The sequence below is a fragment of the Kitasatospora phosalacinea genome, from assembly GCF_000717185.1.
Classification (GTDB): Bacteria; Actinomycetota; Actinomycetes; order Streptomycetales; family Streptomycetaceae; genus Kitasatospora; species Kitasatospora phosalacinea_A.
The window spans coordinates 22,506-44,124 of sequence record NZ_JNYE01000032.1 but is presented as its reverse complement, the minus strand read 5'-3'; the positions used below and the strand labels follow the sequence as shown (position 1 = coordinate 44,124).

Here is a 21,619-nt window from a genome sequence, read left to right as displayed (position 1 = left end):
GGGTCGCCGTCGCGAAGAAAGCCGTGGCCCGATTGAGAACCTCGACGTCCTCTCACAGGCAGCGGTTCTCCCGCTGCAGCCGCGCCAGTTCCTCGCGCTCGTCGCCGGTAAGGCCGTCCCGCTCGCCGGCGTCGACCCCGGCTTCGATCACGGGACGGCGGCGGGGGCATTGGGTTCGGGAGTCTTGTGCAGGAGTTCGCGGTCGGTGCAGTAGCTGTCCGGGTCCTCCACCGTGCACAGGACGTATTCGCCGTGGATGCGGAAGACGCTCAGGTCGAAGTGGCAATCCACCGACTCGCCGAAGGTGGCGGATGCCACCTGCCCCTCGGTGGCGCTCCGTTCGGTGACGAAGGTGCCGGATTCGAGGCGGACGTAGAACATCCAAGTGCCGTCGCGTTCACACGGGGCCGTGCCCGGAATGCCGTCAGCGGTGGCCCGGCGGTCGGGTCCCAGCTGCAACGTCATGCCGTAGCCGTCCTTCCAGGTTCCGAGCATGTCGCTCTGGTCGACCGTGACTTCGTCGGGGCGCTGGTAGCCCACCAGGCCAGCACGTGCTGCCGAGAGGAGGGCCAGCGGCGCGAGCAGGGCCACGGCGCCGAGTACGACCCACCGCCAACGCCTCGGCGTCGCCTTCTTGAGCATGGCCATCTGTCCTGTTCAACGTGTGCGAACACATCCGGCCGACAGCACGAAGGGGCAGGCGGATCGGTCGAGAGCGCCTCATCATGGCATCAGATTTGAACATGTTCAACCTGATGTGCCGCCCGGACGGATGGCGGCGCGAGCACGGGTTTCTGCCGATCGGGTGTCGTGGCTCAGGCCCTGCCGCGGATGGCGATCCGCGAGAAGCGGACCTGAGCCGTTCCGGGTTCGATAGAGACCTTGATGTGCCCCGAGTTCGGAGGAGTCGGCTTGCAGGACAGGAGACATTCCGATGAACCAGGGAGGCGTGCGCGCCCCGTAGTTACCCGCCCGAGTTCCGCCGCAAGGTCCTTGATCTGATCGACGCCGGACGGCCGGTCGAGCAGGTCGCGGCCGACCTCGGGATCAGCGATCAGACCGTGTACGTCAGCACCGCTCCTGCCTGTGCAAACACGGCGACCAGGAAGTGTCGCCCGGGCCGCCGACAATCAAGCTGCCGGTTCTCCAACTGCCCCGGACCCCGATCGTCGAACGCACCCGCAACCGCTACACGGACGTCCACCGCCCGCTGGAGCAGAAGTGGACGATCAGCGCCATCGCCCGCCGCTCGGGGCTCGACCGCAAGACCGTCCGCCGCTTCAAGATCACCCATCTGGACGAACTCCTCGCATCGGCAAGGGAGTTCGGCGCCAGCAAGCAGGGGCTGATCGGCCCGTTCAAGCCCTACCTGAACAGCCGGTTCACCGCCGGATGCACCAGCGCCCAGCAACTCTTCCGCGAGATCACCGAACGCGCCTACCGGGGCAGCGTCCTGGCCGTGCGCCGCCACGTCGCCTCCCCGCGCGAGGGAACCGCCGAACCCGCCCGCGCCTACGACCTGGCCCGATGCTTCCACGACCTCACGACCAACCGCCTCGGCACGCTCCTGCCGGACTGGATCGACCAGGCCGACCAGGACGCCTCCGCACCGATGCGCTCGTTCGCCGGATTCCTCCGCCAGGGCCTCGCCGCCATCACCGCCGGCCTCACCCTCGATTGGAGCTCCGGCAAGGTCGAAGGCAACGTGAACCGGGTTAAAACACTCAAAGAGCCATGTGCGGACGGGCCTCGTTCCGACTCCTGCAGATCCGGGTCCTCCTCCGACCTTGAGTCGACTCGCCTTTCTCCCAACTGTCAGAGCTGGCCGCTGATCTGCCGAGAGAGCCCCTCAAGGAACTCCTGGAGAGTGGCCGCAGCAAGGTCGAACCGGTCGAACCACGAGGCAGTGGTTGACCTCCAGATCCGCCCGGAGCCCGCCAGTGCGAACAGATGGCCACCCCCGTCGCTGGCGAAGACCAGGGCTGGCTCTTCCCCGTCGATCTGGACGGTCCCGTACTCGCGGAAGTGGTCCGCGACCAGCGAGGCCGGGTGGATGAAGTAGCCGCTCTGCACATCGGGCAAGGAGACCTCGTCGATCACCCAGTACATCGTGGTCAGGTCCGAGGGAATCGGCGTCAACTCCACGAGTTCGTCGGTGGCATGATGGCTCGCCTCCGCAGCGAGCACGACCACGTTGCTGGCCGGCTCGAAGCCGAACCGCGTCTGGAACGACCCCATCAGCTTCGCGAGCGCCGCATCCGTCTGCTCACACCAGCCGCGAAGCCACTCGGCATCAAGCCGTTCGTCAGCCACGGTCACTCCCTCTTACCTTCGCCGGAACCCGCTCGCGCGAGCCCGGAAGAACCTACAGGAGCGTTCACGGAACTCCGGTCAGAGCCAATTTCACAGATCCCCATCATCGGAAACAGAGCCGTCAAGATCATTTGTTTCGGGACACCTCCCGTGCGGCCCAGGCCCGACCGGTGTGCTCCTGGGACTGGACGGAGGTCAGGTCACGCGGGTCCTCGTCGCGGACGACGCGGGATTGGCGGCAGGCAGAGTGTTCCGCCCGCCCAGAGCGGGCCGACCAGGGTGAGGATGTCGGTGTTCAGGGGCCGGGAGTAGAGGACGGGCGACTCGTCGGCCTCCCAGCCGTGCTCGGTCGTGTCGGGCCGGACGCCGGTGGCGATGTCGTGGTCGACCGCTCGCAGCACCTCGACCTGCACGCCCTGGCGCTCCATGATGCCGGTGCTGATGTCGATCAGCCCCTGGGTGTGGCTACGCTCCGGGGGCCGCTTGAGCGTGCAGTTGATCACCGCAGCGCGGAGGTCGCGGCAGGACGTGCCGGTGTCGGTCATCGATGTGTTCCCCTGCGGAGGAGTGGCCGTCAGGCGGCGGAACACGCCCCGGCCCGGGGGCGGTCCGCGGCCGAGGGTCCCGTCCACTGTCCCTCCTCGTCGGGTGAAACGGCCGGACGCCGCACCAGCGGCGGTGAAGTCGGCCGCCGCTCACCCGCGCGGCCCCGGTGCTCCGGTCCGGGGCGCGGCGGCCCGGGAGGCCCCGTCGGGGCGGGGCGACGGGGTAGGTTCGGGGGCGTTGGCACGTCGACTCGGAGAAGGCAGGTTGCAGGTCATGGTGGATTCGCTGTTCGAGCTCCCGATCCGGACGCTGGCGGGGGAGCCGTCCTCGCTGGGTGCGCACCGCGGGAAGGTGCTGCTGCTGGTGAACGTGGCGTCGAAGTGCGGGCTGACGCCGCAGTACGCGGGCCTGGAGCGGTTGCAGGAGAAGTACGGGGAGCGCGGGTTCACGGTGCTCGGGTTCCCGTGCAACCAGTTCATGGGGCAGGAGCCGGGGTCGGCGGAGGAGATCCAGGAGTTCTGCTCGACGACGTACGGGGTGTCGTTCCCGCTGTTCGAGAAGATCGACGTGAACGGGGCGGACCGGCACCCGGTGTACGCGCGGCTGACCGAGGTCGCGGACGCGACGGGCGAGGCCGGGGACGTGCAGTGGAACTTCGAGAAGTTCCTGGTGTCGGCGGACGGCGAGGTGGTGGGGCGGTTCCGGCCGCGGACCGAGCCGGAGTCGGCGGAGCTGGTGGCGGCGATCGAGGCGCAGCTGGCGGGCTGAACCGGAGCGGGCCGAGCCGGAGCGGGGTGGGCCCGAGGAGGCCGAGCCGGAGCGGGCTGGGCCCGAGGCCCGGGGCCCGGGCCGTCCGAACTGTGCAGGTAACCTGCGCAGTGGAACTGGACGGTCCGGGCCCCGGGCCGTTCGCGCACCGCCCCGACGAAAGGCCCGCCGTGTCCGTCACCGCGCTCGACCCGAACACCGCCCTGGTCGTCATCGACCTCCAGCAGGGCATCCTGGCTGCCCCCACCGCCCCGCACCCGGCCCGCGAGGTGCTGGAGCGCAGCATCGCGCTGGCCGGGGCGTTCCGCGCCGCGAAGCTGCCGGTGGTGCTGGTGCGGGTGTCCTTCGCCGCGGACGGCGGGGACGTGCCGCCGGGGCGGACCGAGCAGAACCGGGGCGGTTCCGGGGCGGCCCGGCCCGCGGGGTGGGACAAGCTCTCCGACGAGCTGCTGGACCCGTCCGACCTGGTGGTCACCAAGCACAACTGGGGCGCCTTCCACGGCACCGACCTGGACGTGCAGCTGCGCCGCCGCGGGGTGACGCAGATCGTGCTGACCGGCGTGGCGACCAGCATGGGCGTGGAGTCGACCGCCCGGGCCGCGCACGAGCACGGCTACCACGTGACGCTGGCGGTCGACGCGATGAGCGACCTGGACGCGGAGGCGCACCGCAACAGCGTGCAGCGGGTCTTCCCGCGGCTGGGCGAGACCGGCACCACCGCGGAGGTGCTGGCGCTGCTGGCCGCGACCCGCTGAGCGACCCGCTGAGCGGCGCGCCCGGGGGCGCGGGTCAGGCTTCGCCGGGGTGCCAGGCGGGCCACTCCCAGGGGCGGTCGTCCCAGTGCACCCGGGCGGGGTCGCGCGGGTCGAGGTCGGGGAAGTGGCGGTGGACCTCGGGTTCGAACTCCTCGGGGGCCAGCGGCTTCCAGCCCGCGTCCCGGAAGTGGACCAGCCGGTAGCGGCTGTCGGTGCGGAACTCGGCGACCCGGACCAGGGGCTCCTCGGCGGCACTACCGCCACTGCTGCTGCTCGTGCTCGCGTTCGTGCTCGTCATGCGGCCAGCATCGGCCGTGCCCCCGTGCGGCGCACTCCCACGGCGCGCCGGGCGGCGTGTCCCGGGTCCGCACGGGTGTGTCGCGGTTTCGGTACGGGCCCGGGTCCGGCGGGTGCGGTCCCGTACCGTGGAGGGAATCGACGCGTTCGTCCCGGGAGGTCCCCATGGGCAGTGGCAAGGGCAGGGCGGCCCGGGTGCGGGGGCTGGACGGGCTGGCGGTGACGCGGTCGGCGTGGGGGCTGTACCGGGAGGCCCGGCGGCCGGGCGCGCCGGGGCCGGTGGCGCGGGTGCGGGCGCTGCCGCGCCTGGTGCGGGACGCGCTGGCGGGGCGGTACCCGGGGGTGGGGCCGGGGAAGCTGGCGGCGTTGACGCTGGCGGTGGGGGTCTACCTGCTCAGTCCGGTCGACGCGGTGCCGGACTTCCTGCCGCTGCTGGGGTGGGGCGACGACACGGCGCTGCTGCTGTGGTTCCTGGCGGGCCTGACCCGGGAGTCGGGCCGGTACGTGGAGTGGAAGGCCGATCGCACCGCAACGATTGACTCTTCGGTCGCAAGAATCTGACATCGGGTAGAAATTTCTGCGCAACTCTCTTGTGGTGGTGCGGCACGCCCCCCTACTGTCGGCTCACCTCCACCACGCCTTTCAGAGAGCCGGTCCCCGATGACTGCTGCCCCCGCCTCCCCCTCCCGTTCCGTCCTCCCCCGTTCGGCCCGTGCCGGGGCGGTCGTGGTCGCCTCCGTGCTCGGGCTGGGGGTGGCGCTGTGTGCCCCGGCCGCGCAGGCCGCGTCCGCGTCCGGCGGCGCCGTGGTGACCCGGGCCGGGATCGACCCGGCGCTGACCGCGGGCCGCGGCGCCCGGGTCGACTTCCAGGAGCAGGAGGCCGAGCACGCCGCCACCACCGGCAGCGTGGTCGCCGCCGACCGCACCGCGTACACCCTGGCCGCGGAGGCCTCGGGCCGCAGCGCGGTGAAGCTGGCCCCCGGCCAGTACGTCGAGTTCACCCTGCCCGCGGCCGCCAACGCGATCACCGTCCGCTACAGCCTCCCGGACGCGGCGGACGGCGGCGGGACCACCGCGCCGCTGGACGTCACCGTCAACGGCAGGGACCGCCGCCAGCTCTCCGCCACCAGCCAGTACTCCTGGCTGTACAACCAGTACCCGTTCACCAACGACCCGAAGGCCGGGCTGCTGCACCCGGACTGGTGGATCACCGAGTGCGGCTGCGTGCCCGCGGCGACCACCCCCGCGCCGACGGTCGCCACCCCGTTCCGGCCCGGCCACATGTACGACGAGCAGCGGCTGCTGCTGGGCCGCACCTACAGGGCGGGCGACAGGGTCCGCGTCGCGCTGCCCGCCGGGTCGAAGGCGCCCTGGGCGGCGATCGACCTGCTGGACTCGCAGCTGGTCGCCGCGCCGCACGTCGAGCGGAAGGCCGTCAACGTGCTGGCGCTGGGCGCGGACCCGACCGGGCGGCGCGACTCGGCGGACGCGATCGAGCGGGCGGTCGAGCTCGCCAAGGCCCTGCACCTGCCGGTCTACCTGCCGCCGGGCGTGTTCCAGGTCAACCGCCACCTGGTGGTCGACGACGTGACGCTGGTCGGCGCGGGCAGCTGGTACACCGTGCTCAAGGGCACCCAGCAGACCCTGGCCACCCCCGCCCCCGACGGGAGCGTGCACACCGGCGTCGGCATCTACGGCAAGGACGCGGCGCAGGGCGGCAGCCGCAACGTCCACCTCTCCGGCTTCGCCATCGAGGGCGACGTCCGGGAGCGGATCGACACCGACCAGGTCAACGGCGTCGGCGGCGCGTTCAGCGACTCCAGCATCGAGGGCCTGTACATCCACCACACCAAGGTCGGCATCTGGCTGGACGGCCCGATGACGAACCTGACGATCACCGGCAACCAGATCGCCGACCAGGTCGCCGACGGCATCAACTTCCACACCGGCGTCACCGACTCGCTGATCCGCGACAACTTCCTGCGCAACACCGGCGACGACGGCATCGCGCTCTGGTCGGAGAAGACCGCGGACGCCCGGATCACCATCGACCACAACACCGTGCAGTCGCCGACCCTGGCCAACGCCATCGCCGTCTACGGCGGCACCGACACCACCGTCTCGAACAACCTGGTCGCCGACCCGGTCCGCGAGGGCTCCGGCCTGCACGCGGGCTCCCGCTTCGGGGCCGAGCCGTTCGCCGGGTACCTGCACTTCACCGACAACACCACCGTGCGGGCCGGGACGTACGAGCTGAACTGGAACATCGGCCTCGGCGCGATCTGGTTCGAGGTGCTCGACCGGGACATCGACGCCGACGTCGCCGTCACCGGCGACCACTACCTGGACTCCACCTACAACGCGATCATGGCGGTCGCCGAGTGGGGCGTGAAGGACCAGTACGAGCTGTCCAACCTGGCGTTCAAGGACGTGAAGATCGACGGCACCGGCACCTCGGTGCTCAGCGCCCGCGTCGCCGGGTCCGCCAGCTTCCAGGACGTGACCGCCCGCAACGTCGGCGCCGTCGGCATCAACAACTGCGGCACCTTCCACTTCACCCCGGCCGGCTCCGAGTTCTCGGTCACCGACCTGGGCGGCAACTCCGGCGGCGGCACCACCGGCGACTGGCTGGCCTCCTGGGAGCTGCCCAACACCCTCACCTGCGACGACCGCCCGCCGGTGGTCGCCCCGCCCGCGCCGTCGAAGTGGTGACGCGGGAGCAGGGGCGGAAGCAGGAACGGGAACGGCAGCGGTAGTGCCCGGGCCGTCGGCGCGGCGGTCAGCGCGACCGCTGCGCGGACGGCCCGGCGAGCTGCGCGGACGGTGCGGCGAGCTGTGTGGACGGTGCGGCCAGCTGCTTCGCCAGCTTGGCGAAGCGCAGGTCGGTGCGGAGTGGCACGCCGAAGCGCTCGTCCCCGTACGGGAAGGGCTCGAACTCCCCGGTGCGGGCGAACCCGCGCCGCTCGTACCAGGCGATCAGGTCGGGGCGCTGCTCGATGACCGTCATCTCCATCGCGGTCGCGCCCCACTCGACCCGGGCCCACTCCTCGGCCCGGGCCAGCACCCGCCGCCCCAGGCCCCCGCCCTGCGCGGTCGGGGAGACCGAGAACATGCCGAAGTACGCGGCCGTGCCGCGCCGCTCCACGTGGCAGCAGGCGACCGGGCCGCCGCCGTCCCCGTCCACCAGCAGCACCACCGAGTCGGGGCGCCCCAGCAGCTCGGCCACGGCGGCCTCGTCGGTGCGCTGCCCCTCCAGGAGGTGCGCCTCGGTGGTCCAGCCCGCCCGGCTGGACTCTCCCCGGTACGCCGACTCGACCAGCGCCACCAGGGCCGGGACGTCCGCGGGCCCGGCCGTCCGGAAGACCGGCCCGGCGGCTGCCACCGGCGGGGCGGTCGGGGTAGACGTCGGCTCGGCGGCGGTCATCGGCGCTCTCCTTCGGCGGGGGTTGCTGGCGGCGCCGTCACGGCGGGGCGCCGGAACCGCCATGGTGCCACAGCGCGCCCCGCCGCCGGGACCGCGAGCCCGGGGGCCGGATGCGTACGTCCGGGACGCCGGGAGCGCGTCCCCCACCGACCGGCGCGGTCGGCCCCGGGCCGGGGGTCGGCCGCGCCGCTTCCCGCTCCCCCTCCCGCTGGTCCTGCTCCCGCTGGTCCTGCTGGTCCCGCTCCCGGCGGGCGCGTCCTCCGGTCGGCGGCCGGCCTACTGCGGGGCCGGGACGGGCTGCGGGTGCGGCTGCGCGGTGGCGGGGAGCAGGCGGCGGGCGAGGGCGAGTTGGCGGCCGGTGAGCCAGACGACCAGCGGCGGGAGCAGGAAGAACACGGTGAGGCCGCCGCCGAGGAAGTGGGTGGTGACGACGCCGAGGGGGGTGGGGCCGCCCCAGGCGGGGTCGGGGTAGGAGCGCCAGCCCCAGAGGGGGTAGCTGAGGTTGCGGGCGGAGACGAGGGCCCAGCCCAGGGTGAGGGCCGCGGTGAGGGCGCTGAGCAGGGTGCCGGTGAGGAGGTGGGCGGCGCCGCGGCGGAAGGTGGTGGGGCCGTGGAGGTGCTCGCCGAAGAACCAGCGGATGCGCAGGCGGTCGAAGGCGGGGAGCAGCAGCCCGGTGAGGAGGAGCGCGGCGAGCAGGATCAGCGGGGCGGCCGGTTCGGCGCCGTGGGTGACGGCGTAGTGCATCGCGAGGGTGCTCGCGTAGAGCAGGAGCGCGCCGAGCGGGGCGCACAGCGCGAAGCCGAGGTAGCGGTAGGTGCGGGCCCGGAACGGGGTGCGCAGCAGGGCGCGCACCGAGCGGGTGGGTCGGGGTGCCGTCGTGGGGGGCGTCATGTCCCTTCCTCTCCGTGGGGGGTGCCGGTGGGCGGGCGGCTCATCCTCCGGTGGTCGGTGCGTCCACCCGGGCCGTGAGGCCGGGCGCGGCGGTGGCCGTGGCGAGGCGTTCGGCGGCGGCGCGCAGTCCGGTGCCGGGCGGGGGCTGGTCGAAGGGGGTGACGGTGACGGTCGGGCCGTCCTGCTCCCAGGTGCCGGTGATGCGGCCGTCGACGAGCAGGAGCGGGGCGATCCGGCCCGCGGTGCGGCTGACCGCGGTGCGGTGGGCGGCGGGGAGGATCTCGGTGGCCTTGGTGCCGGGGCCCAGCACGTACTGGTCGTAGGGGCCGAGCAGGTGCACGCTCGGGGCGGGCGGGGTGGCGGCCAGGTCGTCGAGGTGCTCGGTGAGGGCGAGGGCCGGTGCGCCGTCGACGGTGACGTCGGTGAGGCGGTCGCCGAGGGCGGCGGCGAAGCCCTTGAGGACGGTCTTGCGCAGGCTGTTGCGCGACAGCCAGGCGTCGAAGCGGTCGAGCCCGGCGGGGCCGTACGCGCCGAGGTAGGCGGTGAGCAGGCGCGGGCCGGCCTGGTCGACCGGGGGGAGGCCGGGCCAGTCGGGGCTGTGGCTGGCGGGATGGGTGAAGGCGGCGCGGCCGCCGGGGGCGGGTGCGTGGCAGAGCACGCCCTGCCAGGCGAGGGGTTTCAACAGGGTGCCCCAGCCGGAGGCGAGTTGTTCGGCGAGCGGGGCGAAGCGGGGGTCGGCGGCGAGGGCGGCGGTGAGCTCCTCCCTGGTCAGGACCGTGCCGTCGAGCAGTTCGCCGACGGCCTCGACGAGTTGGGCGACCTGGGCGGGGGTGGCGCCGAACTCCCTGACCCAGGCGGGTTTCTCCCAGGTGCGGGCGGAGCCGATCAGGGCGAGCGCGTCGGCCGCGGTGCGCGGGTCGAGCAGGTGCAGGGTGCCGCGCTGGGCCCAGGTGCGCAGCAGGCGGCCCTCGGCGTGGGCGGTGCGCAGGGCGGCGGGGGCGGCGGGGCCGGTGCGCAGGGCGACGGCGAGCTCGGCGGCGGACGGGACCTGGGCCTGCACTCCGGCGAGCCGTTCGACGACGGAGACGACGGCGGCGACATCGGCGGCGGAGGCGGAGGCGGTGTCGGTGGGCGGGCCGTCGGCCGTCGGCGCCGCGCCGAGGTGCTGCCGGTGCAGGCGCCACCGCAGCACCTGGTCCGTCGTCAGTTCGAGCGTTCCCACCGTGTTGCCTCCCCCGTGCCGTTTCTCCCGCGAAGGCTAGCGCCCGCCACCGTCAACGGCGTTCAGGACGCAGGTGGCGGCGCGGGGACGGGCTGCTCGGGCGGGGCGGGCGGCGCGGGGACGGGCTGCTCGGGCGGCGCGGGGTGCGGGAGGATCTGGCGGAGCAGCCCGCGCGGGTGGCCGCGGCGGCGCCATTCGCGCGGGTAGCCGAGCGAGACCTCTTCGAAGCGGACGCCCTCGTACCAGGTGGTGCGGGGGATGTGCAGGTGCCCGTAGACGACGGCGGCGACGTTGTAGCGGCGGTGCCAGTCGGCGGTGAGGTCGGTGCCGCACCACTGGGCGAAGTCGGGGTGGTGGAGGACGTCGGTGGGGCGGCGGTCGAGCGGCCAGTGGCTGGCCAGGACGAGGGGCAGGGCGGGGTCGTGGGCGGCGAGCGCCTTCTCGGTGGCCTCGACGCGTTCGCGGCACCAGTGCTCGACGGCGGGGTGCGGTGCGGGGTCGATCCGGTACTCGTCGGTGCAGACGATGCCGTTGGCGTGGGCGCGGGCGAGCGACTGCTGCTTGTCGGTGACGCCGGGCACCCGCCAGCTGTAGTCGTAGAGGGTGAAGACGGGGGCGACGGCGTACGGGCCGTCGGGGCCGTGCCAGACGGGGTACGGGTCCTCGGGGGTGGCGACGCCGAGGGCGCGGCAGCATTCGACCAGGAGCCGGTAGCGGGCGGGGGCGGCGAGGTCGGCCTGGTCGTCGGCGGTGCTCCACAGTTCGTGGTTGCCGGGCGTCCAGACGACCTTGGCGAAGCGGTCGGCGAGCAGGCGCAGGGCGGCTTCGACGTCGCGGACGCGTTCGGCGACGTCCCCGGCGACGATCAGCCAGTCGTCGGGGCCGGTGGGGCGCAGGGCCTCCAGGGTGGCCCGGTTCTCGGCGATGCCGACGTGCAGGTCGCTCACCGCGAGCAGGCGTCCGTCCGGCACCGCTCCCCCGTCTCCTCGCGCCGGGCCGGTCGCCCGGGCCCGCTTCGGTTGGTCCACGTCCGTTCCGGTCGTCCCGGCAGCGGGACGCGCGTCGACACGTTACCGCCGGGGCGGGTGGGTGCGCCAGCGGGTCGCCACTCCTGTCGCTCCTGTCGCTCCGTCAACATCTTTGCGAAGTACGGGCGTTCAATTGTCACACCTATGGATGTTCGCTCTACATACGTTCATTCGATATGTGGTTTCAACACTCTGTTGACTGACGGGGCCATGACTATATCTTCTCCGCATGCGGCCGACCCCGGCCGCCGCCACCGGATTGAGGAGTCGTCATGCCCGCTTCCGGCACCACCCGCGCCCTGCGCCGCGCCGCCACCGCGGCCGCCACCGCCGCCCTGCTCGCCGGCACCCTCGGCGCCGTCGCCGCCCCCGCGCAGGCCGCCAAGCCGGCCACCCCGCCCGGCTTCCACCCCGAACTGGACTACGCCGGCTCGACCGTCCCCGCCCACGAGGGCCGCGGCAACGCACAGGCCGACGCGGCGGACACCGGCGCGACGGACACAGCCGACACCGCGAGCACCTTCGCAGCACTGGCCGCCACCCAGACCAAGGGCATGGACGTCTCCGGCTACCAGGGCAACGTCGCCTGGAGCACCGCGTACGCCAACGGCGGCCGGTTCGCGTACGTCAAGGCCACCGAGGGCACCAGCTACACCAACCCGTACTTCGCCCAGCAGTACAACGGCTCCTACAGCGTCGGGATGATCCGCGGCGCCTACCACTTCGCACTGCCGAACGTCTCCAGCGGCGCCACCCAGGCGGCGTACTTCGTCGCCCACGGCGGCGGCTGGTCCAAGGACGGCAAGACCCTGCCGCCCGCCCTCGACATCGAGTACAACCCGTACGGCGCGACCTGCTACGGCCTGAGCCAGGCCGGGATGGTCAGCTGGATCCGCGACTTCTCCAACACCGTGCACACCAAGACCGGCCGCTACCCGGTGATCTACACCACCACCAACTGGTGGAGCACCTGCACCGGCAACAACAGCTCCTTCGCCGCCACCAGCCCGCTCTGGATAGCCCGCTACTCCACCGCGGTCGGCACCCTCCCGGCCGGCTGGACGTACCAGACCATCTGGCAGTACTCCGACTCCGGCACGCTGCCCGGCGACCAGGACTACTTCAACGGCGCGCTCGACCGCGTCCAGGCCCTCGCCAACGGCTGACGCCACCGCGCACCGCCCGCACCGCCCGCACGCCGTTCGCACCGCGTTCGCACCGCGCACCGCCCCCGGCCGGAACACGCCCCGCACCGGCCGCGGGCGGGTGCCGGGGCTCGGCGAGGCGGTGTGCGGCGAGGCGGTGTGCGGCGAGGCGGCCGTCTCAACTCCGTTGCAGCACCAGCAGGTCCATCCAGCTGACGGCGGGCTCCTCCGGCCGCTCGGCGGCCGCGCGGCGCAGCCGGGCCAGCCCGGCCTCCCAGGCGTCGTCGTCCAGGGCCCGCAGCTTGCCGTCGGCGGCGCGGCGCAGGCCCGCGGCGTACGCGGCCAGGGTCGGGGCGGAGCGCTGCGGCAGCGAGCGCAGGGCGACCCGGGTGAACCCGGCCGCGGCGAACGCCTCGGTGACCCGCCGCACGCTCGGGTAGTCGTCGATCCCGGCGGCGGTCTCGGGGAAGTACCGCACCCGCAGGTCGCGTTCGCACCGGCCGGGGAAGGCGTTGCGGATCAGCACCGGGGCGCCGGGGCGCAGCACGCGGTGCAACTCCCGTGCGGCGGCGTCGAGATCGGCGAGGTGGTGCAGGACGGAGCCGAGCCAGGCGGCGTCCGCGGCCGCGTCCGCGACGGGCAGCTGCTCGGCCCGCCCGTCGAGCACCGTGACGCCCTCCCCGGCCGGGATCAACTCCCGCATGGCGGGCGCCGGTTCGACGGCCAGCACGTGCACGCCGTACCAGTCGCGGAAGGCGGTGGCGAAGGCCCCGGTGCCCGCGCCGACGTCGACCAGGGTGCTGCCGGGGCGGGGCGCGGCGTGCTCGGCGATCGCCTCCCGCCAGGCGGTCAGGCCTTCGCGGGGGAGTTCACGGGCCGCCCGGTAGTCGGCGGCGGTGCGGGCGTCGTACACGGTCGGCGTCCTCCTCTGCTGGTGGCGGGGGCGGGGTTCAGGCTGCGGTCGGCAGCACCAACTCCCAGGTGTCGACCGCGAACTGGAGCTCCATGCCGTTCTTGAGGTAGAGCTCCATCGCGCCGGTGGCGTTCTCGGTGTCGACGCCCAGGCCGGCGCCGGTCAGGCCGCGGGCGGCGTGCGCGGCGAAGAAGTGCCGCAGCAGGTGGCCGCCGAGGCCGCGGCCGCGGGCGGCGGGCAGCACGCCGATGTTGGACGCCCAGGCGGTGCCGGGCGGCCGGACGCCGGTGCGCAGCACGGCGACGTCGCCGTGGCCGTCGAGCGCGGCGACCCACACCAGGGACCAGTCGACCGTCTCGGCGCCGATGTCCTGGAGCCACTGCCGGTACGTGCGGGGCTTGAAGTCGTAGTGCTCGGCGAAGGTCTGCTGGATCAGCCGGTGCGCGACCTGCCGGTCGGCCTCCTCGGTGCAGTCGCGCAGCCGGACGCCCGCCGGGGGCTCGGGCAGCGGGTCGGTGGCCGGGGAGATCGCGCGGTGCAGGGAGTGGTGGCGGCGGGCCAGCCGCCAGCCGCGGGCGCGCATCGCGTCGGTGTCGGTGGTGGGGGTGCTGTTGAGCAGCAGGTGCAGCACGGCCCGCTCGGCGCCGTTGCCGCGGGCGAGTTCGGCGGCGCGGGCCTCCATCAGGTCGAACAGGTGGAGTCCGCCCGCGAGTTGGTCGGGCAGCAGGTACTGGTCGAGGTCGATCCGCTCGCCGCCGGAGCGGTCGCGCACCAGCCCGTAGCCGACCAACTGCCCGTCGCCGTCGTGCAGGAGCCAGCTGTCGGCGGCCAGGTCCAGTTCGGGGTGGGCGAGTTCCTGCTCGACCTCGGCCAGGTCGGTGCCCGCCTCGCCGGTCTCGATCTCGTCCACCCGGTTCAGCAGCGCGCAGACCTCCGCCGCGTCCGCGACCGCGGCGGGCCGCACCGTCATTCCGTCCGGCAGTGCCATGCCGTGCTCCTCTCCTCGTGCACCCTCGTGCACCCTCGTGCGACGTCGTCCCGTCGCCCGTCCGGCAAACCCGGCCTTTCTACCCGTCCGCGCCCCGCTCCCCCAACCGGTTTTCGCCGCCGCCCCGCTGCTCGCCGCCCGGCCGGGGTGCACCCTCTCCCGGGCCGCGCCCCGGCGCCGTCCGGGCGAAAACCCGTCGACGTCCGGGCGAAAACCCGTCGACGTCCCGTCAGGGGTCGGGCAGACTGCCCGCGATGACCGAGCGAACCGACACGCCGCCCTCCTGGGACGAGCGCACCCAGCTGACCACCTTCCTCGACTACGCCCGGGCCACCGCCCGCGCCAAGTGCGAGGGCCTCTCCGCGGAGGACGCCCGCCGCTCCCCGCTGCCCGGCTCCCCGCTGATGACGCCCTGCGGCCTGATCAGCCACCTGCGCTGGGTCGAGCACTACTGGCTGGAGGTGGTCCTCCTCGGCGCCGAGGAGCAGGGGCCGCTCGTCCACGCCACCGAGGACGACCCGGACCCGGAGATGCGCACCGCGGTCGACGTCCCGCTGCCGCAACTGCTCGCCGAGTACGAGGAGCAGTCCGCCCGCTTCCGGGAGCTGGTCGCCGCGCACGGCCTGGACGCCACCGCGAAGCAGCCGATCCGCGACGGCCGCCACGTCGACCTGCGCTGGATCCTGCTGCACCTGATCGAGGAGACCTCCCGCCACAACGGCCACCTGGACGTCCTGCGCGAGCTGCTCGACGGCCGCACCGGCGCCTGAACCCCGCGGCCCCCTCGGACGGCGGGCCGGCCCGCTACTGGGAGTTGGAGGACACGCCCGCCCTGGCCCACTGGCCCACGCCGGGCGATCCCGGGCGCGTGGACGTCGTCGTGGGCACCGGCGTCCGGGAGGACGACTACGGGGCGGCGCGGATCGGACGGAGGGGCAACGGAGTTGACCGACCAGGACGCCGAACTGACCACCCGGCTGGATGCGTTCGGCGCGCTGCTGGCCGAGGCGGAGCGCCGCGGCACCGGACGGGGCGGACATGACGGCCAGGACGAGCAGGACAGCCAGGACGACCAGGACGACCGGGACGACCGGGACGGCCGGGACGGCCAGGACGCCTACGAGCGGGTCGAGGCCGCCCGGTTGGCGCTCGGCGCGGCGCTGGGGGCGGACCGGGCGGCGACCGCGCGGCTGGCCGGGCGGGTGCTGGGGCTGCTCGTGCGGGAGCGGCCGTGGAACGCCCAGCTGATCGGTCCGCTGGTCGGCGCGATCGGCCACCGGGCCACCCTGGAGGGTCTCACCGCCCTTATGCACCAGGGGAGTTGGCAGCAGCGCGGGAACGCCGCCGCGGCCGCCTACCACCTGCCCTTCCACCGCGACCCGGCCCCGCTCGCCGTCCTGGCGGCGGAGCACCGCAGCGCCCCGCTCCCCCGCGAGCGCTTGCCGGAGCGCTACCTGGAGGCGCTGCGGCTCGCCCACCGGCCCGCCGAGCCGTACGCCGACCTGTGGCCGCGGTTCTGGCTGGCCGCCGCCGAGTGCTTCACCGCCTGCCCGGACGGGGAGGTCCGCGACCTGCTCGCCCTCGCCTTCCCGCTGGAGCACCCGGACCACCTGCCGGAGGCCGCCCCGGTGCTGGCCGAGGCGCGCCGGATCGCCCGCCGCACCGCCGCGCGGGAGCCCGGCGCGGCGGGCCACCGCCGACTGCTGGCGGGGTCGACGGGCTACGGCGCCGCGCTCCAGGGGCGACCGGGGGCGGACCGGGCAGCCTAGGCGCGGACCTGGACGAGGGCGTGGCGGCCGTTGGTGCGCCAGTCGGGGCCGGTGGCGTCGAGGCGGGCGAGGGTGTCCGGGGCGACGCCCGCCAGGACGTCCGACTTGAGGGTGCGCAGGGCGGCGACGGGGGTGGGGAAGTGGGCGGTGAGGGCGGCGAAGGGGGTGGTGGCGGGCCAGTGGCGGTCGTCCAGCAGGCGGCGGTAGTTGAGGTCGCCCTTGAGGATCGTCAGGGTGGCGCCGGAGAGTTCGGCGCGCAGGTCGGCGGGCATCGCGGCGTAGGGCAGCGGGGCGCAGAAGAACGGGTGGGTGCGCAGGGTCAGGGTGCCGTCGGCCGTTGCCCGCCACAGGCGTTCGCCGGTCGCGGCGGCGGCCCGGCCGGGGGCGGTGCGCAGGCGGGCGAGGGTGACGAGGGCGTCGGCGGTGGTGGCGTCGGAGACGAAGTAGGGCTGGGGTTTGACGTACAGGGCGACGTGTCCGGCGAGGCCGGAGGTGAGCAGGTGGTCGGCCAGCACCAGGTCGGGGAGGAGTTCCCGTCCGGCGTTGTCGGCGACCAGGCCGACCCGGCCGCCCGGGGCGCGTTCGAGGGCGGCCCAGAGCCGGGCGCCGTCGTCGGCGACCAGGTCGGGCGCCCGGTCGCCGTCGCGTGCGGTGAGTTGGAAGCTGAGGTCGGCGCGGTTGCCCCACAGGGCGGCGGCCAGCAGGGCGGGGCGCGGGTCGGGGGGCAGGGCGTCCAGGGCGGCCAGTTCGGCGTCCACGGCGGGGCCGGTGAGTTCGGCGGCCTTGAACGGTGCGAACGGGTCGACCCCCCGCCAGGCGCCGTCCGGACGGAAGTAGCCGGTGGCCTCCAGCAGCAGCCGGTAGAACCAGCTCTCCGCCCACAGGAACGGCGCCTCGTCCCACGGCCGCCCCCACAGCCCTCCGCCCCAGGCCCGCCACTGCGCGGCGTCGGGCGCGTCCGGGCCGAGCGGCTCCAGCGGGGCGCCGCCGGTGCTGCGCGCGAGCAGTTCCTCCAGGGCCGCCCGCTGCCGCGGGCCGTAGGGCAGCGCGTCCAGCACCTGCCGGACCAGGACGGGGTGGCGCTCCCGGAAGACGGCGCGGGGGAAGGAGCCGGGGGCGTCGATGCGGATCACGGGCGCGTCGGGGGGCGTCGGCACGGGCACGTCGGGGCTCGGTTCTCTCGCGGGCGGCGGGCGGTCGTCCCGATGCTTTCACGCGGGCGGCCCGCGGTGGTGGCGGCCGGGCGGCGGGCGTCGGGCGGCCGGGCCACCCGCCCGGCGGTGTCCTGATCCGTCAGGGACCCGTCCTTGTGGCCGCGGTGCCGCCGCCGGGAGGATCGTGGTGTGTCCGAGCCGCGCACCGTCGTCATCGCCGCCTTCCCCGGGGTCGAGCTGCTGGAGGTCACCGGTCCGGCCGAGGTCTTCTCGGTCGCCTCCCGGCTGGCCGGTCCGGCCGCGCCCGGGTACCGGGTGGAGGTCGTCGCGCCCGTGGCCGGGCCGCTGGTGACGGCGGCGGGGGTGCGGCTGGTCGCGGAACGGGCGCTGGCGGAGGTCGGCCCGGGGGTCGACACCCTGCTGGTGGCCGGGGCGATGGCGCCGGACGGCGGGGTGCTGCGGGCCGTCGTCCCGCCTGAGCTGGTCGGCTGGGTCGCGGGGGCGGCACCGCACGTCCGGCGGCTGGGCGGGGTGTGCGCGGGCGTGCACGTGCTGGCCGCGGCGGGGCTGCTGGCCGGGCGCCCGGCCACCACGCACTGGCTGACGGCCGGTCAGCTGGCCGCCGAGCACCCGGAGGTCGCGGTCGACGCCGATCCGATCTTCATCCGCTCCGGACGGATCTGGACCTGCGCGGGGGTGACCGCGGCGCTGGACCTGGCGCTGGCCCTGGTCGCCGAGGACCTGGGCCCGCAGGTCGCGCTGGAGACCGCCCGGGCGATGGTGATGTACGTCAAACGGCCGGGCGGGCAGCGGCAGTTCAGCGTTCCGCTGTCCGTCCAGGACGGCGCCGACGACCGGATCGGCGAACTGTGCCGCTGGCTGGTGGAGAACCTGCACCGGCCCGTCCCGCTGGAGGAGATGGCGGGGCGGGTGCACCTGAGCGTGCGCCACTTCGGCCGGGTGTTCCGCGCCGACACGGGGCGCACCCCGGCCGGCTACCTGGAGGAGCTGCGGGTGGAGGCCGCCCGCCGCCTGCTGGAGGACGGCTCCCGGACGCTGCCCGAGGTCGCCGCGGTCTGCGGGCTCGGCACCGTGGAGACCCTGCACCGGGCGTTCCGCCGCCGCACCGGCACCACCCCGGCCGAGTACCGCCGCCGCTTCCGCCCGCACCCGGCCCCGCCCGCTGAGACCTGACAGGACCTGCCGAGACCTGCCGAGAGCCGCCGAGAGCCGCTGAGACCTGCCGCACCGCCCCGCGACACCCCGTGTCCGATGTCCGGAACCCACTTCACCGTTCAGGAGAACCCGCATGCCCCGCATCGAGGTCGTCCGCCTGCCCGTCCTGGGTCGGCGCGCCGTCAACACCTACCTGCTGAAGGGCCGCCGCCCCGTCCTGGTGGACGCCGGGACGCCCGGCAGCGGCCGCCGGGTCACCGAGCTGCTCGCCGCCCACGGCGTCGACCCGACCGACCTCGCGCTGCTCGTGGTCACCCACGGGCACCTGGACCACTTCGGCGCGGCCGCCGAGCTCCGCCGCCTGACCGGGGCGCCGATCGCCGCGCACGTCGCCGACCTGCCCCCGTACACCACCGGCCGGGTGCGCGAGCCGTACCTGCCGACCGGGCCGATGGGGCGGCTGATGGCCCGCGGCCGGGCCCTGCACGTGCGGGCCGAGCCGTTCGTGCCGGACGTGCTGGTGAACGGGCCGACGGCGCTCGCGGAGTTCGGGGTGGACGCCCGGATCGTGCCGACGCCCGGCCACACGGCGGGGGCGGTGTCGGTGCTGACCGGGGACGGCGAGCTGGTCGCGGGCGACCTGATCGCCAACTCGTTCATGGGGCTGCTGCCCGGACGCCCCGCCAACCCGCCCTTCCACGACGACCGGCGGGCCAACCTGGCCAGCCTGCGGGCGATGCTGGCCCTCCGGCCGACCCGGCTGCACGTCGGCCACGGCACCTCGCTCACCCCCGAGCGGGCCACCCGCTGGGCCGCCGCCGAACAGCGCCGCCTCGACCGGCTGGCGGCCCGCGGCCGACTGCGCACCCGCCCGGCGGACGGACCGGCGACCGGACCGGCGGACGGGGCTGCGGACGGACCGGCGACCGGACCCTCGTCCGGCCCAGGCCGACCGGACGTCACAATGACCGCATGAGAGTGATCTTCACGCTGGCCGGGGCCGTCCTGCTGCTGGCCACCGCGGCCAGCATCCTGCGGACGCTGGTGGTGCCGCGCGGGCTGTACTCGGCGCTGGTGATCCGGCTGTGGTCGGTGCTGCGCCGGGTGGTGCGGGCGGTCGCGGCGCCGCTCGGCGGCTACCGGGCGATCGACCGGGCGCAGACCTGGCTGGCGCCGCTGATCCTGCTGGGGATGCTGGGCTGCTGGCTGGTGTCGACGCTGTGCGCGTACACGCTGCTGCTGCGCGGGACGTCCGAGCTGGGGTGGCGGGTGGCGTTCCGGGAGGCCGGGTCGAGCCTGTTCACGCTGGGTTTCGCCAGCGGCGACCGGCTGCACCTGTCGGTGATCGACTTCCTGGCGGCGGCGAACGGCCCGCTGATCATCGCGCTGCTGATCGCCTACCTGCCGACGCTCTACGGGGCGTACAACCGGCGGGAGTTGGAGGTGACGCTGCTGCAGTCGCGGGCGGGCGAGCCGGCCTGGGGCCCGGAGCTGCTGGCCCGGCAGGCGCTGGTGCGCACCGAGGGCGAACTGCCGGAGCTGTACCGGAGTTGGGAGCGGCTGGCGGCGGACCTCGGCGAGGGGCACTCCAACTACCCGGTGCTGATCTCGTTCCGCTCGCCGCAGCCGTACCGCAGCTGGGTGGTGGGCCTGATCGCGGTGATGGACGCGGCCGCGATGCAGCTGGCCCTGAACCCGCGCTCGGCCCCGCCCGAGGCCCGGCTGCTGCTGCGCGCCGGGTTCACCGCGCTGCGCGACATCGCGACGGCGCTGCGCATCCCCTTCGAACCGGACCCGGACCCGGACGGCCCGATCCGGCTGTCCTTCGCGGAGTTCGACGCGGCGGCGGAGCTGGTCACCTCCGCGGGCATGGGCCTGGAGCGGACGGTCGCCGAGGCCTGGCCGCACTTCCGCGGCTGGCGGGTCAACTACGAGGCGGTCGCCTACGAGTTGGCCCGCCGCGCGGACGCCGTCCCGGCCCTGTGGACCGGCCCCCGCGACTTCCCCGCCACCCCGATCCCGCCCCGCCGCCCGGCCGACCGCCGCCCCGCCGGCCCCTGACCGTGCCCCGGGCGCGCCCCGGGCACCCTGGCCCGGCTACCGCCCCCGGTGGACGTTCGGCGAAGGTCCGCAGTGCCGATGTACGCCGCGAACCTCCCCGGGGTGCGCATCGGCCGGGAGGCGCACCTCCGCAAGACGCCGGCCCGGGTCTGCACCGAGGAGCAGGTCGAGCGGGCGGTGCGGGAGGGTCCGGCGGCGGCGGAGCGCTCCGAGCCGCTCTGACCGTCCCCCGCCCGTGCTCCGGCCCGTGTCCCCTGCCCCGGCCCGCCGTCGGCTACCGTCCGCCGCGCAGCAGTTGTTCCTCGGCGGCGGCCAGGACCTCGACCACCTGCCGTCCGAAGGCGACGTCGCAGGCGTGCGGGGTGCCGGTGGCCGCGGCGGCCAGGAGGGCGTCGATCGCGCGGGCGAAGGCGTCGGTGGCCTCGGTGTCGCGGTCGGGGAGGGCGGTGACGCCGGTGGTGCCGCGGAGTTCGACGGCGGCGCCGTTCGCGGAGGCGGCGGGCGGGGCGGTCAGGCTGAGGGTGACGGTGCTGGAGGCGCCGCCGCGGTGGCGGAGCACCAGGTGGGTGGTGTCGGCGGGGCCGGGGGCGGCGGTGAGGTGGTCGACCTCGCCGAGGACGGGCAGCAGGACGGAGAGGGCGTGCGGGCCGACGTCCCACAGTGCGCCCTTCTGCTGGCGCCAGGGGGAGGCGGCGAACGGGCTGTCGGTGGTGAAGACCGAGCCGATCCAGTGGCTGTGGGCGGTGAACCAGCCGCCCGCGGCGGCCTGTTCGGTGATCCAGGCCTCCTGGGTGGGGCCGAAGCGGGTGGTGAAGAAGACCACCGAGGCGACGCCGGTGGCGGCGGCCGCGTCCTCGACGGCGCGGGCGGCGTCGACGGTCGCGGCGACCGGCTTGTCCAGCAGCAGGTGCTTGCCCGCGCGGGCGGCCCGGGCCGCGTACTCGGCCTGCACGTCCGGCGGGAGGGCGACCGCGACCGCGTCCACGTCGGCCAGCAGGGCGTCGACCGTCGGGTAGGCGGGGACGCCGTGGACGGCCGCGAGTTCGGCGGCGGCCTCGGGGCGGCGGCCCCAGAGTCCGGCGAAGGTGACGTCGGGGTGGGCGGCCAGGGCGGGGGCGTGCACGAAGCCCGCCCAGGGGCCGGTGCCGAGGAGTCCGATGCGCATGCCG

The 21,619-nt window shown here is 74.7% G+C and carries 24 protein-coding genes; 11 read left to right on the top strand and 13 right to left on the bottom strand.

The features are described from left to right. Positions 1–147: 147 nt before the first annotated feature. The 4 genes from OO57_RS41115 to OO57_RS16145 form a co-directional block, all read right to left on the bottom strand. The gene (locus OO57_RS41115) at positions 148–648 is read right to left on the bottom strand and encodes a hypothetical protein (protein WP_081973715.1); all 501 of its coding nucleotides are present in this window, start codon (positions 646–648) and stop codon (positions 148–150) included. 406 nt (positions 649–1,054) lie between these two features. Then, positions 1,055–1,471 (bottom strand): hypothetical protein, encoded by a 417-nt coding sequence (locus OO57_RS44725; protein ID WP_199811268.1) that lies wholly within the window; start codon positions 1,469–1,471, stop codon positions 1,055–1,057. Positions 1,472–1,815: 344 nt separating this feature from the next. Further along, complete coding sequence (locus OO57_RS16150) at positions 1,816–2,313, bottom strand: hypothetical protein (RefSeq protein WP_234337362.1); 498 nt, start codon at positions 2,311–2,313, stop codon at positions 1,816–1,818. Between the two features lie 200 nt (positions 2,314–2,513). Further along, positions 2,514–2,858: a hypothetical protein gene (locus OO57_RS16145; protein WP_199811267.1), complete on the bottom strand. Its 345-nt coding sequence runs from the start codon at positions 2,856–2,858 to the stop codon at positions 2,514–2,516. Positions 2,859–3,132: 274 nt separating this feature from the next. Here OO57_RS16145 and OO57_RS16140 point away from each other — a divergent pair, with 274 nt between their 5' ends. Together OO57_RS16140 and OO57_RS16135 are read left to right on the top strand one after the other, a co-directional pair. Next, entirely contained in the window at positions 3,133–3,627 is a 495-nt protein-coding gene (locus OO57_RS16140) for a glutathione peroxidase (protein WP_033253164.1), read from the top strand. A 170-nt stretch (positions 3,628–3,797) separates the two neighbouring features. Next, positions 3,798–4,382 (top strand): isochorismatase family protein, encoded by a 585-nt coding sequence (locus OO57_RS16135; protein ID WP_033253194.1) that lies wholly within the window; start codon positions 3,798–3,800, stop codon positions 4,380–4,382. Positions 4,383–4,416: 34 nt separating this feature from the next. On the opposite strand, the gene OO57_RS16130 is transcribed toward OO57_RS16135, so the two are convergent. Continuing rightward, on the bottom strand, positions 4,417–4,680 hold the full coding sequence (locus OO57_RS16130; protein WP_063737572.1) for a hypothetical protein: 264 nt from the start codon (positions 4,678–4,680) through the stop codon (positions 4,417–4,419). Between the two features lie 164 nt (positions 4,681–4,844). On the opposite strand from OO57_RS16130, the gene OO57_RS16125 reads away from it, so the two are divergent. Continuing rightward, a complete protein-coding gene (locus tag OO57_RS16125) occupies positions 4,845–5,240 on the top strand; it encodes a YkvA family protein (RefSeq protein ID WP_081973713.1) in 396 nt (131 codons plus the stop codon). A 99-nt stretch (positions 5,241–5,339) separates the two neighbouring features. After that, a complete protein-coding gene (locus OO57_RS16120) occupies positions 5,340–7,391 on the top strand; it encodes a glycosyl hydrolase family 28-related protein (protein WP_033253163.1) in 2,052 nt (683 codons plus the stop codon). A gap of 67 nt (positions 7,392–7,458) precedes the next feature. On the opposite strand, the gene OO57_RS16115 is transcribed toward OO57_RS16120, so the two are convergent. The 4 genes from OO57_RS16115 to OO57_RS16100 all read right to left on the bottom strand — a co-directional run bounded on the left by OO57_RS16115 (position 7,459) and on the right by OO57_RS16100 (position 11,187). Further along, positions 7,459–8,103, bottom strand: a complete 645-nt coding sequence (locus tag OO57_RS16115) for a GNAT family N-acetyltransferase (RefSeq protein WP_051777705.1) — start codon at positions 8,101–8,103, stop codon at positions 7,459–7,461. A 276-nt stretch (positions 8,104–8,379) separates the two neighbouring features. Further along, entirely contained in the window at positions 8,380–8,994 is a 615-nt protein-coding gene (locus tag OO57_RS16110) for a hypothetical protein (RefSeq protein WP_033253162.1), read from the bottom strand. 40 nt (positions 8,995–9,034) lie between these two features. Further along, a complete protein-coding gene (locus OO57_RS16105) occupies positions 9,035–10,216 on the bottom strand; it encodes a winged helix DNA-binding domain-containing protein (RefSeq protein ID WP_033253161.1) in 1,182 nt (393 codons plus the stop codon). 62 nt (positions 10,217–10,278) lie between these two features. Next, on the bottom strand, positions 10,279–11,187 hold the full coding sequence (locus tag OO57_RS16100; protein WP_106974001.1) for a metallophosphoesterase family protein: 909 nt from the start codon (positions 11,185–11,187) through the stop codon (positions 10,279–10,281). Between the two features lie 329 nt (positions 11,188–11,516). On the opposite strand from OO57_RS16100, the gene OO57_RS16095 reads away from it, so the two are divergent. Beyond that, a complete protein-coding gene (locus OO57_RS16095; protein WP_033253160.1) occupies positions 11,517–12,410 on the top strand; it encodes a lysozyme in 894 nt (297 codons plus the stop codon). Positions 12,411–12,567: 157 nt separating this feature from the next. Here the strand turns inward: OO57_RS16095 and OO57_RS16090 are convergent, their stop codons facing one another. Beyond that, positions 12,568–13,302, bottom strand: coding sequence for a class I SAM-dependent methyltransferase (locus tag OO57_RS16090; protein ID WP_033253159.1), 735 nt, complete (start codon positions 13,300–13,302; stop codon positions 12,568–12,570). A 37-nt stretch (positions 13,303–13,339) separates the two neighbouring features. Beyond that, a complete protein-coding gene (locus OO57_RS16085; protein WP_033253158.1) occupies positions 13,340–14,290 on the bottom strand; it encodes a GNAT family N-acetyltransferase in 951 nt (316 codons plus the stop codon). A 254-nt stretch (positions 14,291–14,544) separates the two neighbouring features. Here OO57_RS16085 and OO57_RS16080 point away from each other — a divergent pair, with 254 nt between their 5' ends. Both OO57_RS16080 and OO57_RS43855 read left to right on the top strand, forming a co-directional pair. Then, entirely contained in the window at positions 14,545–15,060 is a 516-nt protein-coding gene (locus OO57_RS16080; RefSeq protein WP_033253157.1) for a DinB family protein, read from the top strand. A 174-nt stretch (positions 15,061–15,234) separates the two neighbouring features. Further along, positions 15,235–16,059 carry a hypothetical protein gene (locus tag OO57_RS43855; RefSeq protein WP_033253156.1) on the top strand — a complete coding sequence of 275 codons (825 nt, stop codon included), beginning with the start codon at positions 15,235–15,237 and terminating at the stop codon, positions 16,057–16,059. Here the strand turns inward: OO57_RS43855 and OO57_RS16070 are convergent. Next, positions 16,056–17,216, bottom strand: coding sequence for a damage-control phosphatase ARMT1 family protein (locus OO57_RS16070; RefSeq protein ID WP_033253189.1), 1,161 nt, complete (start codon positions 17,214–17,216; stop codon positions 16,056–16,058). The genes OO57_RS43855 and OO57_RS16070 overlap by 4 nt on opposite strands. Positions 17,217–17,402: 186 nt before the next feature. On the opposite strand from OO57_RS16070, the gene OO57_RS16065 reads away from it, so the two are divergent. The 4 genes from OO57_RS16065 to OO57_RS43850 all read left to right on the top strand — a co-directional run bounded on the left by OO57_RS16065 (position 17,403) and on the right by OO57_RS43850 (position 20,672). Continuing rightward, complete coding sequence (locus OO57_RS16065) at positions 17,403–18,407, top strand: GlxA family transcriptional regulator (RefSeq protein WP_033253155.1); 1,005 nt, start codon at positions 17,403–17,405, stop codon at positions 18,405–18,407. Positions 18,408–18,522: 115 nt separating this feature from the next. Continuing rightward, entirely contained in the window at positions 18,523–19,365 is an 843-nt protein-coding gene (locus OO57_RS16060) for an MBL fold metallo-hydrolase (protein WP_081973712.1), read from the top strand. Continuing rightward, positions 19,362–20,450, top strand: coding sequence for a hypothetical protein (locus tag OO57_RS16055; protein WP_033253154.1), 1,089 nt, complete (start codon positions 19,362–19,364; stop codon positions 20,448–20,450). The genes OO57_RS16060 and OO57_RS16055 overlap by 4 nt, the downstream gene beginning before the upstream one ends. A 78-nt stretch (positions 20,451–20,528) precedes the next feature. After that, positions 20,529–20,672: a hypothetical protein gene (locus tag OO57_RS43850; RefSeq protein ID WP_158715137.1), complete on the top strand. Its 144-nt coding sequence runs from the start codon at positions 20,529–20,531 to the stop codon at positions 20,670–20,672. Between the two features lie 52 nt (positions 20,673–20,724). On the opposite strand, the gene OO57_RS16050 is transcribed toward OO57_RS43850, so the two are convergent. Beyond that, entirely contained in the window at positions 20,725–21,615 is an 891-nt protein-coding gene (locus OO57_RS16050; protein WP_033253153.1) for a Gfo/Idh/MocA family protein, read from the bottom strand. Positions 21,616–21,619: the final 4 nt, after the last annotated feature.

Coding starts and splice junctions, on each gene's coding strand:
- OO57_RS41115 (WP_081973715.1), bottom strand. CDS start 648: ATGGCCATGCTCAAGAAGGCGACGCCGAGGCGTTGGCGGTGGGTCGTA.
- OO57_RS16060 (WP_081973712.1), top strand. CDS start 18,523: ATGCCCCGCATCGAGGTCGTCCGCCTGCCCGTCCTGGGTCGGCGCGCC.
- OO57_RS16130 (WP_063737572.1), bottom strand. CDS start 4,680: ATGACGAGCACGAACGCGAGCACGAGCAGCAGCAGTGGCGGTAGTGCC.
- OO57_RS16145 (WP_199811267.1), bottom strand. CDS start 2,858: ATGACCGACACCGGCACGTCCTGCCGCGACCTCCGCGCTGCGGTGATC.
- OO57_RS16055 (WP_033253154.1), top strand. CDS start 19,362: ATGAGAGTGATCTTCACGCTGGCCGGGGCCGTCCTGCTGCTGGCCACC.
- OO57_RS16110 (WP_033253162.1), bottom strand. CDS start 8,994: ATGACGCCCCCCACGACGGCACCCCGACCCACCCGCTCGGTGCGCGCC.
- OO57_RS16080 (WP_033253157.1), top strand. CDS start 14,545: ATGACCGAGCGAACCGACACGCCGCCCTCCTGGGACGAGCGCACCCAG.
- OO57_RS43850 (WP_158715137.1), top strand. CDS start 20,529: ATGTACGCCGCGAACCTCCCCGGGGTGCGCATCGGCCGGGAGGCGCAC.
- OO57_RS16095 (WP_033253160.1), top strand. CDS start 11,517: ATGCCCGCTTCCGGCACCACCCGCGCCCTGCGCCGCGCCGCCACCGCG.
- OO57_RS16140 (WP_033253164.1), top strand. CDS start 3,133: ATGGTGGATTCGCTGTTCGAGCTCCCGATCCGGACGCTGGCGGGGGAG.
- OO57_RS16120 (WP_033253163.1), top strand. CDS start 5,340: ATGACTGCTGCCCCCGCCTCCCCCTCCCGTTCCGTCCTCCCCCGTTCG.
- OO57_RS16085 (WP_033253158.1), bottom strand. CDS start 14,290: ATGGCACTGCCGGACGGAATGACGGTGCGGCCCGCCGCGGTCGCGGAC.
- OO57_RS16050 (WP_033253153.1), bottom strand. CDS start 21,615: ATGCGCATCGGACTCCTCGGCACCGGCCCCTGGGCGGGCTTCGTGCAC.
- OO57_RS16115 (WP_051777705.1), bottom strand. CDS start 8,103: ATGACCGCCGCCGAGCCGACGTCTACCCCGACCGCCCCGCCGGTGGCA.
- OO57_RS16125 (WP_081973713.1), top strand. CDS start 4,845: ATGGGCAGTGGCAAGGGCAGGGCGGCCCGGGTGCGGGGGCTGGACGGG.